The organism is Geobacillus sp. 46C-IIa (genome assembly GCF_014679505.1).
In the GTDB taxonomy this organism is placed as follows: Bacteria; Bacillota; Bacilli; order Bacillales; family Anoxybacillaceae; genus Geobacillus.
Genome location: NZ_CP061474.1, coordinates 863,534 through 879,430, shown reverse-complemented (window position 1 = coordinate 879,430; position 15,897 = coordinate 863,534). Strand labels below are relative to the sequence as shown.

Here is a 15,897-nt window from a genome sequence, read left to right as displayed (position 1 = left end):
AAGAGAAAAAAATAGTTTACTTCCGAGGAAGTAAACTACGAAAAAAAGCGGTCATTCCAAAAAGTCTTTCAGCCGTTTGCTGCGGCTCGGATGGCGCAATTTGCGCAGCGCCTTGGCTTCGATTTGGCGAATGCGTTCGCGCGTCACGCCGAACACTTTCCCAACTTCTTCCAACGTCCGTGTCCGGCCGTCGTCCAGCCCAAAGCGAAGGCGGAGCACGTTTTCTTCGCGATCCGTCAACGTATCAAGCACATCTTCGAGCTGCTCTTTCAACAGCTCGTAAGCGGCGTGTTCCGACGGCGATGTCGCTTCTTGGTCTTCGATGAAATCGCCAAGATGCGAGTCGTCCTCCTCGCCGATCGGCGTCTCGAGCGACACCGGCTCTTGGGCGATTTTCAAAATTTCCCGCACTTTCTCCGGCGTCAAGTCCATTTCCTCAGCGATTTCTTCCGGCGTTGGTTCGCGGCCGAGGTCTTGGAGCAACTGCCGTTGGACACGGATCAGTTTGTTGATCGTCTCGACCATATGAACCGGGATGCGGATCGTCCGCGCCTGGTCGGCGATCGCTCTTGTGATGGCTTGGCGAATCCACCATGTCGCATACGTGCTGAATTTGTAGCCTTTGCGGTAGTCAAATTTTTCAACCGCTTTGATTAAGCCCATGTTTCCTTCTTGGATCAGATCAAGGAAGAGCATGCCGCGGCCGACATACCGTTTGGCGATGCTGACAACGAGGCGGAGGTTTGCTTCTGTCAACCGGCGCTTCGCTTCTTCGTCGCCTTGTTCGATCCGTTTGGCCAGCTCGATTTCCTCTTCCGCTGACAAAAGCGGAACGCGGCCGATCTCTTTTAAGTACATGCGCACCGGGTCATTGATTTTCACGCCGGGAGGAACGGACAAGTCGTTTAGGTCGAACTCTTCCTCCTTTACCAGCTCGTCGATATCCGGGTCGGTCTCGATGTCGGATTCGCTGATCACTTCAATGCCTTGGTCAGCGAGGTATTCGTAATATTCATCCATCTGGTCGGAGTCCAAATCAAAGCCGGAAAGCCGCTCGGCGATTTCTTCGTACGTAAGGATGCCGCGTTTTTTGCCGAGCTCAGCGAGCTGCTCTTTCACTTGCTCAAGCGTATCGCCAGCAGCTTCCACTTGCTTTGATTGGGCTGGTTTTTCAGCCATTTCATTACCTCCTTTAAAAACTCATACCACCATGTTATGAAGAAGATAACATTTTTTTCATCTCAATCATTTCTTTGGCGATGCGGGCGGCCGTCAAAAAGTCTTTTCTTCGCTCCGCTTCTGTTTTTTCTTGCTCTTTTTCCTTTAGCATTAACCATTTCGGGTGATTCAACACATGCTTCATATAATCGGCGAGCTCTTGTTCGGAAACCTGATCGGCCACCAACAACAACGACAGCTCGCTCGCCAGCGGCTGCAGTTCGCCGGGAAGCCGAAACATGAGCGCGCCAAGGTCGGCTTCATGCCCTTCTTCATAAAAGGCATAAATATAGGCGGCTAACGCCCGATGTTCCTCGACGTTAAATCGTCCGCCGACCCGCTCTTGAACGAGCAGCGCCACATCGCGGCTCCGCATCATATGGGCAAGCAGCAGCCGCTCTGCATTGTGGAAAGCCGGCAGCAGCTTTTTCGCCAAGGTCGGCCGCGAAGCCGCTCCGCCGGCCGCCGTTTTCCGCGGCATCGACGTTTCCCGCTCGCAGCGGGCCAGCTGCTCATTGAGCGCGGAGAGCGACAAAGAAAACTCATCCGCGAGCTGGCGGACGTAATAATCCTTTTCGACAGGACTCGGCAGTTTGCCGATTTCGCGGAGCACTTCCTCGATATAACGAAGCCGGTCGCCTTCGTGCTGCAAATTTTTCCCCCGTCGCAAATGGATCATTTTAAACGCCATGAGCGGCTGGGCGGCAGCGATTTCCCCCGCAAACCGCTCCTTGCCGTGAACGCGTATATATTCATCCGGGTCAAGACCGTTCGGAATGGATGCCACCTTGACGCGGCATCCGAGCGCGCTCAGTTGTTCCGCAGCGCGCCAAGCGGCTTCCGTTCCGGCGCTGTCGCCGTCGTAACAAATCGTGACCGTTTCCGCATGGCGGCGCAAAATGCGCGCCTGCTCCTCAGTCAGCGACGTGCCCATCGTTGCCACCACGTAATCAATGCCGGCCTGCACGGCGGAAATCACATCGGCAAACCCTTCAACGAGCAGCGCCTCTTGCCGCTTGCGGATCGGCACCCGTGCCTCATGAAAGTGATATAAAAGCATTCCTTTCCGAAAAATCGACGTTTCTGGGCTGTTAACGTATTTCGGCTGCCCGTCGCCGAGCAGGCGGCCGGAAAACCCGACCGTCTCACCGCGGTGATCATGAATCGGAAACATGATGCGATTCCGGAAGCGGTCGACGTACCGTCCGTCTTCTTTTTTCGTTACTAAGCCCGCCTTTTCCATCACTGGAAGCGAAAAGGAATGGCTTTCGAGCAGCTTGGCCGCCGCATCGGGCGCATCCGGCGCATAACCGATTTCAAACCGGTCGATCGTTTCCTTTGTCCATCCGCGCGCCTGCAAGGAATCAAGCGCTGCTTGTCCTTCTTTTGTATAAACAAGCAAATGATGGTAAAATCGTTTCAGCAAGGCGTGCGCTTCCGTCATCGCTTTGACCTCGCCGGTTTTGCCGTCATCATGCCCGTGAATGTTGTTCAGCTCATAGGCGGACAGGTCGATGCCTGCTTTGGCCGCAAGACGTTTCGCCGCTTCCACAAATGGAATGCCCTCGATATCCATCAAAAACGTAAAGGCATTCCCCCCTGCCCCGCAACCGAAGCAGTGGAAAATTTGCTTTTCTGGGGAAACGGAAAACGATGGCGTCTTTTCCCCGTGAAACGGGCATAAGCCAAAATAGTTGCGGCCTTGTTTTTTCAGTTGAACATATTCGCCGATTACATCAACGATGTCGATGCCGCGGCGAATCGCTTCAATCGTTTCTGCGGGAATGCGATGTCCCATATGAACAACCCCCTGAACCTCCTGATGGCTAAAGCCATGGGGTTCTTGTGTACTACAGAGCTTCTTGCATGTCTTCATATGGACACTGACTCTTATTCCACAAGACTTCCATAACCAAACACCCGTCCGGTGCTTAACGCCCTATGCGCCCGGTTTAAGGACGCTTTTGGTTGTTTAATCCCCATACTTTCGTCCCAGCGGCTGAGGCCGTGGGCTTTCATAATGCGTGTTCTCGTCACCTATTTATTCTCGGCGGCAAGCCCATTTTCCTTTTGATTTCGACAAATTTTTTCACTTTTTCAAGCCTCTCCGTTTCGCCTTCCCCCTTGCCTTCAAAATCAAAAGTTGGGCGGCCGGATCGCCCGCTGTCCGCTCTCGTCCCGCTGCCTATGAGCAGCCAATGACAGCGGCACCGTTCGAAGACGCACTCGATATATTATATTTCAGCACCGGGAAGAAAATTTCACTTTTTTCTTGGCGCTTTGTTGCAGCGGGCAAACCTGTTCCTGCGGCAAGGGACGGCTTTACACCCCCTATTATTCTACACCGTTCCAAAAAATCCTTCTTTTCTTCCGGATGTTCGACATTTTTTGTCGAAAAAAACTTTTTCACTGTCCTTGACAAGCAGCTATAAATAGTTTACTCGTCCTATGGCCGCTCTAAACCTATATAGGGCATTTTTCTCGCAATTTTTTATTATAATATAAGCTTCAGCAATATGCCATAAAAAAACGCACGATTCCCAGCAGGAAACCGTGCGGATAAAGAAAAACAATAACGCAGCATTACCGCTTTAACTTTTTCATAATTATGCTTGCTGTTTCTTCAACGGCTTTATTCGTTACATCGATGACGTCGCAGCCGATCTTTTTCACCACTCCGTCAAAATACGCCAGCTCCTCTTTAATGCGGTCCATGTTCGCATAGATGGCTTGATCGTTCAAGCCGAGCGATTTCAGGCGCTCGCGGCGGATTGACAGCAGCTTGTCCGGACTGATTTTCAATCCGAAACATTTGCTCGGACCGACTTGGAACAGCTGCTCGGGCGGCTCGACTTCCGGAACGATCGGCACGTTCGCCACCTTCAGCCGCTTATGGGCCAAATATTGCGACAGCGGCGTTTTCGATGTGCGCGACACGCCGATCAATACAATGTCGGCGCGTAAAATGCCGCGCGGGTCGCGGCCATCATCGTATTTCACGGCAAACTCGATCGCTTCGATTTTTTTGAAATAATCTTCGTCAAGCACGCGCACTTGGCCCGGCTCATACCTTGGCTTCAGCTGAAACAAATCGCTCATCTTTTCAATGAGCGGACCGATGATATCGTAAGCGACAACCCCTTCGCGCGCCGCCTCAGCGAGCAAAAATTCCCGCATTTCCGGGACGACAAGCGTAAAAGCGATAATGGCTTGATTCATTTTCGCCAATGCGATGACTTCGGCTAGCGTTGTTTTATCCTCTACATACGGGACGCGTTTTACTTGAACCGGTGAGGCGTAAAACTGGCTGGCCGCCGCTTTAACGACGAGCTCGGCCGTCTCCCCGCCCGAATCGGATACGACGTAAACGAGGCGCTGATTCATGTGTCTCCTCCTTTTTGGCTCATACATCATCTTTCGCTAATGAAACAAATGCTTTCGTCATATTCGTTTTCGTAATGCGGCCGATCACTTCATATCCTTTTTCCGTTTTGCGCACGACCGGCATGGCGTCGATTTGCTTTTCGATCAGCCGCTCAGCCACGTCAATGAGTGGATCGTCTTTATAACAAACGGCGATGTTCGGCATTCTTGTCATAATAATATTGACCGGAATCGTCGTCAGTTCTTGCTTGCCGATGCTCGCGCGCAACAAATCTTTGCGCGACAAAACGCCCACAAGAAGCGACTCATCGTCGACGACAAACAGCGTGCCCACATCTTCCAAAAACATCGTAACGATCGCATCGTAGACGCTGACGTTTTCGTTGACGACGACCGGGATCGATTGATAATCTTCGACTTTCATTTTTTTAATTTTATCGGCAAACAGCTGCGTGCCCGTCTTTCCCGTATAAAAATAGCCAACGCGCGGCCGTGCTTCCAAATAGCCGGCCATCGTCAAAATGGCTAAGTCAGGCCGAAGCGTCGCCCGCGTCAAATTCAGCTTTTCGGCGATGCTCTCCCCGGTGATCGGTCCATAATCTTTCACTATTTGCAAAATTTGCTCCTGGCGTTTATTCAGTTCGATCGTCGCTCACCACCTTGCCAAAAAGGTCCCATACGCTATTACTCTCGTTCATATTATACTACATACCGCGTTTACAAGGAAAATTACGTCTCACGCTCGCCGCCCGAGTCAAGTTTGTCTTTCAGCTCAGCGATTTGCTCCAAAAAGCGCTTCGCCTTTAGCGACAGACCGGCATATTCATCATAGTAGCTGGACAATACAGCCCTCAATTCCGCTTTTGTCCCTTCTTTTACCGAAATGGCTCCGAGCCGGGCGAGATCAAGATGGTAAAACAGGCGCAACAGCCGAGCTGAGGCCGGCGAAAGCGAAAACCGGTGCGGATCAACCGCCTCGCAGCGATGGCAAAGGAAGCCTGCTTCCTTGACCGAAAATGAGAAGCGCCCTTCCGTCGCCCCGCAGCGGGCACAGCGATCGAGCACGGGCGGAATGCCGAGCACCGAAAGCATTTTCATTTCATAAATAAACGTCATAATCTCTAAATCGCGGCCTTCGCTCATATATTGTAATGTTTGCAGCAGCAACTCGAACAAGTACGGATTGCGCTTTTGCTCCTCCGTGCTTTTATCGGTGAGCTCAACAATATACGCCGCATAAGCGGCGGCAAACAAATCTTCACGCAGCGCCCGCATCGAGTCAATAAGCTCCCCTTGGTGAAGAAGGCCGACGCCGCGGCTGCGGCGGACCAAATAATGGCCGTAGGCGAGCGGCTGCGTAACAGCAGAAAGGCGGCTGCTTGGCTTTTTCGCTCCTCGTGCCATCGCAGCCACCTTTCCCCACTCTCGTGTAAACAATGTGACAATCTTATTTGTCTCGCCATAATCGACCGTCCGCATGACGATCGCTTCGCACTTCTCAAACATCGAATCACCACCGCTTCAGCCAACGACGATACTAGGAGATCGGCTGGTCGATCTCTTCCTGTTCGGCGTTTTGTTCTTCACCGCCAAACCGCTGTTCCCGCTCCAGCTCTTTAAACAGAAGGTACGTATCAATATTGCCTGTTTGGCTAAACAACTTCCACGTAAACTCAAGCATGGAATGACACCTCTTTCCGCCTGCAGGCATTGCGTATTGGTGGTCTACTTATAGGTTGGCTCGGGCAAAAATGGTTTATGTCGCGTAAAATTTTCTAGCCGTCAATACTCGTCTTCGCGAAAGCCAAAGTCGCGCAGTTGCGCGAGACGGTTGCGCCAATCTTTTTGCACTTTCACCCACAGCTCCAAAAACACTCTTGACCCAAGCAGCGCCTCAATGTCAGCGCGCGCCCGCTGCCCGATTTCCTTCAGCATCCGGCCTTGTTTGCCGATGATAATCCCTTTTTGGGAATCGCGCTCGACGACGATGACAGCGCCGACGTATACCGTGCCCGTCTCCTCGCGCCGCTCGATGCGTTCCACGACGACGGCAATCGAATGCGGAACTTCCTCGCGCGTTAAGTGAAGCGCTTTCTCGCGAATGAGCTCGGCAATAATAAACTGCTCCGGATGGTCGGTAATCTGGTCCGGCGGATAATATTGCGGTCCTTCCGGCAACCGCTGTTTAATTTGCTCCAACAGACGCTCGACATTGTTCCCTTCAAGCGCCGAAATCGGCACGATTTCCGCAAACGGGTACAAGTCCTTGTACCGGTCAATGAGCGGCAGCAGTTCATCCGGATGGACGCGGTCAATTTTATTGATCACTAAAAACACCGGGGTATTGACCTCGTTCAACCGCTCGATAATAAACGCTTCGCCGCGTCCAAACCCTTCTTCAGCGTTGACCATAAACAAAATCAAATCGACTTCGCGAAGCGCATTGAGCGCCACTTTCATCATAAAGTCGCCGAGCTTATGCTTCGGTTTATGCACCCCGGGGGTGTCGATGAAAATGATTTGCGCGTCATCGTCCGTATAAACGCCTTGAATTTTATTGCGCGTCGTTTGCGGCTTGTCGCTCATAATGGCGATTTTTTGCCCGATGACGCGGTTTAAAAACGTCGATTTTCCTACGTTCGGTCTTCCGATAATGGCAACAAATCCTGATTTGTATCCTTCTTTATTCATGCATATCCTCCGCTGCAAAAGCTTCTGGCAGTAATTCACCAACGGTGACTACTTTTACATCGCCGTTTAAGTTGGCCAAAATGACTTTCATATCGCCGGGGCAAAGTTCGGCGATCACTTGGCGGCATGCGCCGCACGGCGGCACCGGACGGGGGGTGTCAGCAATGACCGCGAGGGCAGCAAACTCCGTCTCCCCTTCCGAATACGCCTTAAACAGCGCGGTCCGTTCCGCACAATTGCACATGCTGTAGGCAGCGTTCTCAATGTTGCAGCCGCGGTACACGCTGCCGTTTTTCGTCAACAACGCGGCGCCGACTTTAAATTTTGAGTACGGCACGTAGGCGAGTTCGCGCGCTTTTTTCGCTTCGGCAATAAGCTGCTCGATCTCCACGAATAACTCTTCCTTTCCTGAAAGCAAACGCTGCTTTCTTTTATTTTACAAAAAATCGCCACAAATTTCATCATCTGAAACGAAAATGTAACAGAAAAATTAGAATTTTCTTTCTCGTTCGTTTAGCGAAGGTGCGGCCAAAACAGCAGCACCCCGATGATGACAGCAAGCCCGGCAGCCACGAGCACAGCCGCAGCGGCAATATCTTTCGCCGCCTTGGCCAGCGGGTGAAACTCGTCCGTCACTAAGTCAACGGCACGCTCAATGGCTGTATTGACAAGCTCGAGCGTAATGACCGCGCCGACGGTTAACAAGAGCACGGCCCATTCCCATCGCGACAGCCCAACAATGCCGCCGGTCGCAAAGGCAACAACGGCGGCCGCCAGGTGGAAACGCAAATGCGCTTCCTCCTTCACCGCCGCCTTCATTCCCGACCAAGCCCAGGCGAAACGATCCCGTTCTCGCACGCCCCGCATCGCTATCTCGTCAACCCGAACCGCGCCAATATTTCCTCCTGCTTGGCAAACATGACACGCTCCTCCTCTTCCGTCTCGTGGTCATAGCCAAGCAAGTGCAAAAAACCGTGCACGGCCAAAAATCCGAGCTCGCGCATGAACGAGTGCCCGTATTCTGCGGCTTGTTCCTTCGCTTTCGGGACGGAGATGACAATATCGCCGAGCACCGGCGGCACATCGGCGCCGATGATATCGATTTCGCCTTCCCCCTCCTCTTCAAGGGCAAACGACAGCACGTCCGTCGGGGCGTCTTTGCCTCGGTAATCGCGGTTCATCGCGCGGATGCGTTCGTTGTCAACGAACGAAATGCTCACTTCCGCCCCTTCGGGCACGTTCTCGACGGCCGCCGCTTCGCGAATCAACCGCTCAATCGTCTCGATTTGCTCGGCCGTCACTTCGTTCGTCTCATCGATAAAGTCGATTTGAATCGTCATGCATGCTTCACCTTTTCCTTTCGTACTTCCGGATATTCGATGCGCGAATGGAAAACGCCGTTTAACGTCTCGCAAAGCGAACGAGCGACCACTTCCAGCTCTTTCAATGTAATGTCGCACTCGTTTAGCTGGTTGTCTTGCAGGCGGTCGGCGATAATCGCCCGGACAATCTTTTCAATTTTTTCCTGCGATGGGTTGGCTAACGAGCGAACGGCCGCCTCGACGCTGTCAGCAATATTGATGACCGCCGCTTCTTTCGTCTGCGGCTTCGGGCCAGGGTAACGAAACTCCGCTTCGGAAACCAATTCAGTTTGCTCGCGCGCCTTATGGTAAAAATACTTGAGCAGCGTAGTGCCGTGGTGCTGTTCGGCGATGTCGACAATCTCCTTTGGCAGCCGGTGCTTGCGAAGCAGGGCGACGCCGTCAGCGACATGGGCGATAATGATATTTTTGCTCAATTGCGGCGACAAATGATCATGCGGATTGCCGCCCATTTGGTTTTCAATGAAATAACGCGGCCGCTTCGTCTTGCCGATGTCGTGGTAATAACAGGCGACGCGCGCCAGCAAGCCGTCGGCGCCGATCGCCTCGCACGCCGCTTCGGCCAAATTGGCGACCATGATGCTATGATGATACGTTCCCGGCGCTTCAGTTAACAGCTTCCGCAGCAGCGGATGGTTCGGATTCGACAATTCTATGAGCCGGAGCGGCGACAAAATGCCAAACGTCGTTTCAAACAGCGGCAGCAGCCCGATCGTCAAAATGGCGGAAAAAATGCCCGAAGCAATGGCCATAACGACAAAGAGGCTGATTTCAAGCAACGAATAGCGGCCGTTTTTCAACAACAGCAGCGAAAGGAGCGAAACGATATTGACGGCCGAGACGAGTACACCGGCCCGCCAAATTTTTGCCTTCGCGAGCTCCTTAGGCAGGCAAAACGTCCCAGCCAGTCCGCCCGCGAGCAGATAGAGGGCTAACGACACAGACACCGCGCCCGTCGCTCCGATTTCCTCATTGAACAGCAGGCTGCCGCATACGGCTCCGATGATCGCCGTCATCATCGCCAGCCGCTCGCCGAGCAGCACGCGGACGAGCATCGGCCCGAACGCCGCCGGAACGAGGTAGCCGGCCGAGACGGCGCCGCCGGACGACAGAAGACGGATGAGCACCATCACCGCCATCATGAACGTAAAAATGGCGGCGTAAAGCGACAGCTTTTCATTCGTCGTTTCGGCGCGGAAATAGTAAACGAGCGGCGACAGCAAAAGCAGCACGAACAAAAACAGCCCGGCCGCCGGCCAAGGCGTGCGGCCGCCGTCGAGCAGGCCGACAAGCTCAAGCTGATGATAAATATCGCTCGTAATAAACTGCCCCTCTTCGACGATCACTTGTCCTTGCAAAATTTTCACCGGTTTCACTTCATCCATCGCCTGCCGCCGCTTTTCCTCGGTCGCCGTCCGGTCGTAAACGACGTTGGGAATGACCGCCTGGCGGCAAAGTTTGGCAACCGCTTCACGGAGCGGCGGCGACAGCGCCGCGTATTCGAGTTCTTTGGCTGCCTTCGCGCGCGCCTGTTCAAGCTCCGCTTGGGAAATGCGCTCGTTCATGGCCGCGTGCACGGCCGTCAACGCAGCCTCTTTAGCCGTCTTGAGCTCATCGGGAGGAGCGCTCAGCAACCGCTCCCATTCTTCGGCAGACAAATAGGCGAGCCACTCCGGCGGCAGCCGCTCCTCGAGCTTAGCCGCCAGATTGCCAGGCGAGCGGTCCGGCTCTGCCTCGTTCTGCACGCTCTCGATGGCGGCAAACAGCGAGGAAAGAAGATCGACTCGGTTTTCGGCGTATTCTTTTTTCAGCGTGTAAACGTCCGCTACTTTGGCGGCCGCTTCCTCTTTCAGTCTCGCCGTCGCCTCCTTATCCTCCACCGTCACCGGTGAGCGGATCGTTTCCTTCGCGACGTCAAACAGGCGCAGCTCATATTGACGCGGCTTCACTTGCCAGTACAGGACGGTAAACAACAGCGCTGCCAGAAACAAAAACAGCCAAAAGCGGACGAAGCGGACATCTTTTGTCCGCTCAAGAAAAAAACGAAGCCTTCCCACCGGTTTTCCCCTCGCTTTTCAAGAAAAGACGATGCACCTTCAGTTTTTCTATAAGCCAGCCTCATCATAGGCGTCAATAATTTTCGCAACGAGCGGATGGCGGACAACATCGGACTGCTCCAAAAACACAAAGGCGATACCGCTGATGGGCGCCAAAATGCGTTTGGCAGCTGAAAGCCCCGATTCGACTCCTTTCGGCAAATCGACTTGCGAGATGTCACCGGTAATGACCATTTTTGATCCAAAGCCGAGCCGGGTTAAAAACATCTTCATTTGCGCCGGCGTCGTATTTTGCGCTTCGTCAAGAATGACGAACGCGTCCTCGAGCGTCCGGCCGCGCATGTAGGCGAGCGGGGCGATTTCAATCGTGCCGCGCTCGATCAACCGCTGCGTATACTCCGCTCCCAATACATCATGAAGCGCGTCATAGAGCGGACGCAAATACGGATCGACTTTCTCTTTCAGGTCGCCGGGCAAAAATCCGAGGCTCTCCCCCGCTTCGACAGCCGGACGGCTGAGAATAATGCGTTTGACGTTGCCGCTTTTCAGCGCCTTGACCGCCATGACGACGGCTAGGTACGTTTTCCCGGTTCCGGCCGGCCCGATGCCGAACGTCAAATCGTGCTGCTCAATCGCCGCGACATAATAGCGCTGGCCTAACGTTTTGACGCGAATCGGCTTCCCTTTGGCGTTTTTCATCATTTCCTCATCATACAGCTGGACGAGGCCGTCAAGCGCCCCTTTTTTTGCCAGCTGAATGGCGTAAATGATGTCGCGCTCACTGATTGCCACCCCTTTGCGGATGACGATCAACAAATGGCGCAACAGCTCGTCAACAAGCTGGACTTGTTGCGGCGTGCCGGAGACGTTGACCGTCTCCCCGCGCGTCACAATCGACACGCCGAGCTCCTCTTCGATCCGCTTTAAATGGGCATCATGGACGCCAAAGAGCGCCGCCGCTTCCTGCTGGTTGCGCACGTGTTGGCTGATCGTAACAAACTGCTCTGACATTCTCAATCTCCTTGAACGATTGGTTGTGGTACGGCAATATTTTCGATGACTTCATAATGCAATTCTACCCTTACTTTACCACTCTCTTTCCTCTGATGCAAAACTTTTTCGCCGCGAATGGCCGCCTCCTCCGGCAGCTTGGCCCGCAGTTCGCGGCGGGCGATCTTTTTCGCTTCCGCGAACGCTTCTTCCCACGTATAGCTCCGCTTCACGGCTTCCGCCTCGCGGACGATGACGCGCTCATAATACAACGGCAAGTCCCATTTCCAAAAACGGAACGGCCGTTTTTCCCTCTCAATGACCGTATGGGCAAACGGCGGCTTCTTCCATCCCCAAACCGGAAGGGAAAAGCGGCCGATCCCGATATAATGGCGCTCAATGGATTTTCCGGTCAACACGTGAAACGTCGTCTCAAGCGGCAGGACAACCGTAGACTTGTACCATGTTTCGCCAAACACCTTCCCGGTGGCCGGCACAAATTTCGTCCGCCCTTCGGCGCCGATAATGCCGGAAACGAGCAGCTGGCCTTTTTGCACGTAATCGTTGACAGAAACGAGCGGTTGTCCTTCTTCAACGAATAAGTCAGCCACCACCGCCTCTTTTTTGGCGACTAAATGGCGCGGGGGCGCCGGCTGTTTCGGCTTCGGAATCTCTTTTTCGACGACGCGGAAGTGAAGCGACGTCCCTTCCCATTGGACGCCGACCCACGTAATGTCATCGATGCGCTCGGTCAGCTTTTTTTGCAGCGTTTCCGGGTCATCAAGCAAAAACTGGAACGCGCCGCGTTCGACTCCCATTCGTTTCAGTTCGCGAACCATTTGATGCTCTGTCTCCGGGGTCGCCCCTTCAATGTCAATGTTCCAAACGATGTTGGACAGTAAAAACACAATGGCTATAAAAATGAGCAGACCGAGCCAAAATCCGCTGTTTCGCCACGCGCGGCGCCAAAAAAATGGCAGCCCGGTCCTCCCGACAAATGAAAGCTTGCATTCGCTTTGCCGGGCGATATGGCGCAGCCGTTTCACATCGCTGAGCTTAATGAAAAACGTCGCGGTATCTCGGTTATGTTTTTTCACGTTCCACACGGCGATGCCGTTGCGCACACAGGCGTTGATCAGCCGTTCCGTCCCTTTTCCTTCCGCCTTGACCCGCACGCTGCCGGCGAGCGTGTCGACCCATTCGTTTTTCATCTTTTTTCCTCCTCTATATAAACAACTTGGCTAATTTTCCCTTCGAGTAAAATTTCCTCCGGCAAAATCGTTTTAATGACAAATTGTTCGCCGCGGACAAGCAACTGCCCGTTCCGCAGCAAAAGGCGGAGCTCTTTATCGCTGAACGTGAGCAGCCCGCGGTGGTTTTCGATGTAAATATGTATTTGCCCGACCATTGTAATGCGGGGAAGGTCCATCATAATGTCGGCAGGAAGCTCGAGTTTTTCCGCCATCCACCGCTTCATCTGCTGGCGCCACTTTTTCACCATTAAAAAGAACCCCCTTTCATCTCATATGTATGAGACAAAAGGGGGTTCTAGCACCGCTTTTCAAAAACAACGGGCCCGCCTGCCGGCAAGACCCATTGCGTTTTATGAAAGCTGTTGTTGGACAAGTTTATTGACGAGCGAACCGTCCGCTTTTCCTTTCACCTTCGGCATGATTGCGCCCATCACTTTTCCCATATCCGCCTTCGAAGAAGCGCCGACTTCCTTGATCGTCTGTTGGATCAGTTCGCGCAGCTCGTCCTCCGTCAGCGGCTTTGGCATATACGACTGAACGATTTCAATTTCGGTTTTCGCTTTTTCGACAAGATCTGAACGGCCAGCGTTTTCAAATTCTTGGAGGGAGTCTTTACGCTGCTTCAGTTCGCGAGAAAGAACCGTCAGCTCTTCGTCTTCTGTCAGCGGGCTTTTGCCGAGCTTGATCGCTTCGTTTTGCAGCGCCGCCTTCAGCATGCGGAGAACGGACAGCTTCTCTTTCTCCTTGTTTTTCATCGCCTGCTTCATATCGTCATTCAAACGATCGAGAAGACCCACCGATTATACACCCTCTTTAATGCGTGCTCTTAGTGCTTGCGCTTTCTAGCCGCTTCAGATTTTTTCTTCCGTCTGACGCTTGGCTTTTCATAAAATTCGCGCTTTCTCACTTCTTGCAAAGTACCGGTTTTCGAAACGGCACGTTTAAAGCGACGAAGAGCGTCGTCGATCGACTCATTTTTGCGAACGATCGTTTTGGACATCCTGCTTCCCTCCCTCCGAACAACAACCATTGCATATTGTACTTGTCAATTATAATACATGCCGATGGAAAAGGTCAATAAAAAAAGCATGGCCGCGCTCACGCCGTTCAGCCCCACCCCCTTAAAAAACGGTCATTCTTCGCGGACAAGGCCCATACATATAGGATGAAAGGGGAGATCGCCCGTGGGGCCGCTTTTGATGCTGTTTGCCATTTACACTGCCGTTTTCCTCATCGGTATGTTCATGATGAAAGCCGGGTTTTACACCTTATCCGGCCATCGGCTGAAGCGATGGCTCATGCGCTTTACCGCCACACCAGGGCAAGCGTTTCTCACCGGATTCGCGACGACCGCGCTTGTGCAAAGCAGCTCGGCGGTAATGGTGATGACCGTCGGCCTTGTCGCCACCGGCTATTTATCGTTCCGCCAATCGATCGGCATCATTTTAGGCAGCAATATCGGCTCAACGATCACGACCGAACTTATGACGCTCGATATCGGCGACGGCGCCATTCCCGTTCTTGTTGGCGGCGCGCTGCTTGTCTTTATCGGGCGCCGCCGCCTCGTTTACAGCATCGGGATGATCGCCGTCGGCCTTGCCGCTTTGTTGTTTGCCATGGACGGCTTCAGCAGCCTTGCTAAGCCGCTCGCCGCCTATCCGCTCGTTGACGCTTGGCTGCACCAGACAAACCGTTCCACAGCGGTCGGCCTTCTTGTCGGCATCGCCTTGACCGCTCTCGTCCATTCGAGCGCGGCGACGATCGGCATCGCCATGGGATTTTTAAACGAACAATTGCTGACGCTGCCAGCTGCCATCGCCATTTTGCTTGGTGCCAACATCGGCACGTGCATCACCGGACTGTTGGCGTCCATTGGCTCGAGCAAGGAAGCGCAATTAACGGCCTACACCCATTTATGGCTAAACGTCGCCGGCGTGGCCTTGTTTCTTTTTTGGACCGAAGCGCTCGCCCGCCTCGCTGCCATGCTCAGCCCGGCGCCTGACGTGCAGCTCGCCCATGTCAGCGTCTTGTTTAACGTCATTTGTTCACTTGCCGCGCTTCCGTTTGTCAGCGCCATTGAGACGGCCATGTTATTTTTGCATGCCCGCAGGCGGACTTAATAGTCAGCGCCGCCAATTCGGCCGTTGACGATCGCCACCCCGGAGCTCGTCCCGATGCGCGTCGCCCCGGCTTCAATCATCGCTTCGGCCGTTTCCCGGTCGCGGACGCCGCCTGAGGCTTTGACGCCCGCTTTATCGCCGACCATCCGGCGCATAAGCGCCACATCCTCGACCGTTGCGCCGCCGCCTGAGAATCCGGTCGACGTTTTCACGTAATCGGCGCCCGCTTTCACCGCCAATTGGCAGGCGCGCACTTTTTCTTCATCGGTCAGCAAGGCCGTTTCGATAATCACTTTCACAAGCGCTTTTCCGGCCGCCGCCTCGACGACGGCGCGAATGTCGCGTTCAACAAATTCATCATCACCGCTTTTTAACGCGCCGATGTTGATCACCATATCGACTTCACGGGCGCCGTTTTCGATGGCGTTATTCGTTTCAAACGCCTTTGTTTCCGGCGTTGTCGCCCCAAGCGGAAAGCCGATGACCGTGCAGACGAGAACATCGGTGCCGGAAAGTTCGCGCGCCGCCGTTTTCACCCACGCCGGGTTGACACACACCGAGGCGAAGCCGTGTTGTTTCGCTTCGCGGCATAGTTGAATGATTTGCTCTTCCGTCGCTTCTGGTTTAAGCAGCGTATGATCGATCAGTTTTGCAATATTCTCCGTCATGGAAAATCGCTCCTTTCTCCTGCCACTGCAAAAAATAAAAGGTCTGGCGTCTACCATCATACCATGTCGTTGCCACAAAAACTAGCCGCCATCTCTATAGTCTCCCATTTCATCTCCCGGCGAGCTTGTTAGCC

18 protein-coding genes are annotated in these 15,897 nt (G+C 53.6%); 1 reads left to right on the top strand and 17 read right to left on the bottom strand.

Annotated elements, in window-relative coordinates; all coding sequences use genetic code 11:
• Positions 1–51: 51 nt before the first annotated feature.
• The 16 genes from rpoD to rpsU form a co-directional block, all read right to left on the bottom strand.
• Complete coding sequence (gene rpoD / locus IC803_RS04465; RefSeq protein WP_020960612.1) at positions 52–1,179, bottom strand: RNA polymerase sigma factor RpoD; 1,128 nt, start codon at positions 1,177–1,179, stop codon at positions 52–54.
• A gap of 34 nt (positions 1,180–1,213) precedes the next feature.
• A complete protein-coding gene (dnaG, locus tag IC803_RS04460; protein WP_081209584.1) occupies positions 1,214–3,016 on the bottom strand; it encodes a DNA primase in 1,803 nt (600 codons plus the stop codon).
• 785 nt (positions 3,017–3,801) lie between these two features.
• Positions 3,802–4,602, bottom strand: coding sequence for a pyruvate, water dikinase regulatory protein (locus tag IC803_RS04455; RefSeq protein WP_081209586.1), 801 nt, complete (start codon positions 4,600–4,602; stop codon positions 3,802–3,804).
• 19 nt (positions 4,603–4,621) lie between these two features.
• Positions 4,622–5,248, bottom strand: coding sequence for a transcriptional regulator CcpN (locus tag IC803_RS04450; RefSeq protein WP_255396850.1), 627 nt, complete (start codon positions 5,246–5,248; stop codon positions 4,622–4,624).
• An 83-nt stretch (positions 5,249–5,331) separates the two neighbouring features.
• Positions 5,332–6,108, bottom strand: coding sequence for a DNA repair protein RecO (gene recO / locus IC803_RS04445; protein ID WP_081209590.1), 777 nt, complete (start codon positions 6,106–6,108; stop codon positions 5,332–5,334).
• Positions 6,109–6,139: 31 nt separating this feature from the next.
• Positions 6,140–6,283 carry a YqzL family protein gene (locus tag IC803_RS04440; RefSeq protein ID WP_020960618.1) on the bottom strand — a complete coding sequence of 48 codons (144 nt, stop codon included), beginning with the start codon at positions 6,281–6,283 and terminating at the stop codon, positions 6,140–6,142.
• A 101-nt stretch (positions 6,284–6,384) separates the two neighbouring features.
• The gene (era, locus tag IC803_RS04435) at positions 6,385–7,293 is read right to left on the bottom strand and encodes a GTPase Era (RefSeq protein WP_081209592.1); all 909 of its coding nucleotides are present in this window, start codon (positions 7,291–7,293) and stop codon (positions 6,385–6,387) included.
• Positions 7,286–7,684, bottom strand: a complete 399-nt coding sequence (locus tag IC803_RS04430; protein WP_081209594.1) for a cytidine deaminase — start codon at positions 7,682–7,684, stop codon at positions 7,286–7,288. The genes era and IC803_RS04430 overlap by 8 nt, the downstream gene beginning before the upstream one ends.
• 122 nt (positions 7,685–7,806) lie before the next feature.
• Positions 7,807–8,160 (bottom strand): diacylglycerol kinase family protein, encoded by a 354-nt coding sequence (locus IC803_RS04425; RefSeq protein ID WP_081209596.1) that lies wholly within the window; start codon positions 8,158–8,160, stop codon positions 7,807–7,809.
• A gap of 2 nt (positions 8,161–8,162) precedes the next feature.
• On the bottom strand, positions 8,163–8,633 hold the full coding sequence (gene ybeY, locus IC803_RS04420) for an rRNA maturation RNase YbeY (protein WP_081209598.1): 471 nt from the start codon (positions 8,631–8,633) through the stop codon (positions 8,163–8,165).
• Entirely contained in the window at positions 8,630–10,732 is a 2,103-nt protein-coding gene (locus IC803_RS04415) for an HD family phosphohydrolase (RefSeq protein WP_081209600.1), read from the bottom strand. Before IC803_RS04415 ends, ybeY begins: the two co-directional genes overlap by 4 nt.
• 48 nt (positions 10,733–10,780) lie before the next feature.
• The gene (locus IC803_RS04410) at positions 10,781–11,743 is read right to left on the bottom strand and encodes a PhoH family protein (protein ID WP_081209602.1); all 963 of its coding nucleotides are present in this window, start codon (positions 11,741–11,743) and stop codon (positions 10,781–10,783) included.
• Between the two features lie 2 nt (positions 11,744–11,745).
• Complete coding sequence (gene yqfD, locus IC803_RS04405) at positions 11,746–12,933, bottom strand: sporulation protein YqfD (RefSeq protein WP_081209604.1); 1,188 nt, start codon at positions 12,931–12,933, stop codon at positions 11,746–11,748.
• Positions 12,930–13,223: a sporulation protein YqfC gene (gene yqfC / locus IC803_RS04400; RefSeq protein WP_081209606.1), complete on the bottom strand. Its 294-nt coding sequence runs from the start codon at positions 13,221–13,223 to the stop codon at positions 12,930–12,932. Before yqfC ends, yqfD begins: the two co-directional genes overlap by 4 nt.
• Positions 13,224–13,325: 102 nt before the next feature.
• Positions 13,326–13,772 (bottom strand): GatB/YqeY domain-containing protein, encoded by a 447-nt coding sequence (locus IC803_RS04395; protein ID WP_081209608.1) that lies wholly within the window; start codon positions 13,770–13,772, stop codon positions 13,326–13,328.
• A gap of 29 nt (positions 13,773–13,801) precedes the next feature.
• Positions 13,802–13,975 (bottom strand): 30S ribosomal protein S21, encoded by a 174-nt coding sequence (gene rpsU, locus IC803_RS04390; RefSeq protein ID WP_008879912.1) that lies wholly within the window; start codon positions 13,973–13,975, stop codon positions 13,802–13,804.
• Positions 13,976–14,159: 184 nt separating this feature from the next.
• Between rpsU and IC803_RS04385 the strand changes: the two genes are divergently transcribed.
• Positions 14,160–15,095 (top strand): Na/Pi symporter, encoded by a 936-nt coding sequence (locus tag IC803_RS04385; RefSeq protein WP_081209610.1) that lies wholly within the window; start codon positions 14,160–14,162, stop codon positions 15,093–15,095.
• Here IC803_RS04385 and deoC read toward each other — a convergent pair.
• Positions 15,092–15,763, bottom strand: a complete 672-nt coding sequence (deoC, locus tag IC803_RS04380; protein WP_081209612.1) for a deoxyribose-phosphate aldolase — start codon at positions 15,761–15,763, stop codon at positions 15,092–15,094. The genes IC803_RS04385 and deoC overlap by 4 nt on opposite strands.
• Between the last annotated feature and the right edge of the window lie 134 nt (positions 15,764–15,897).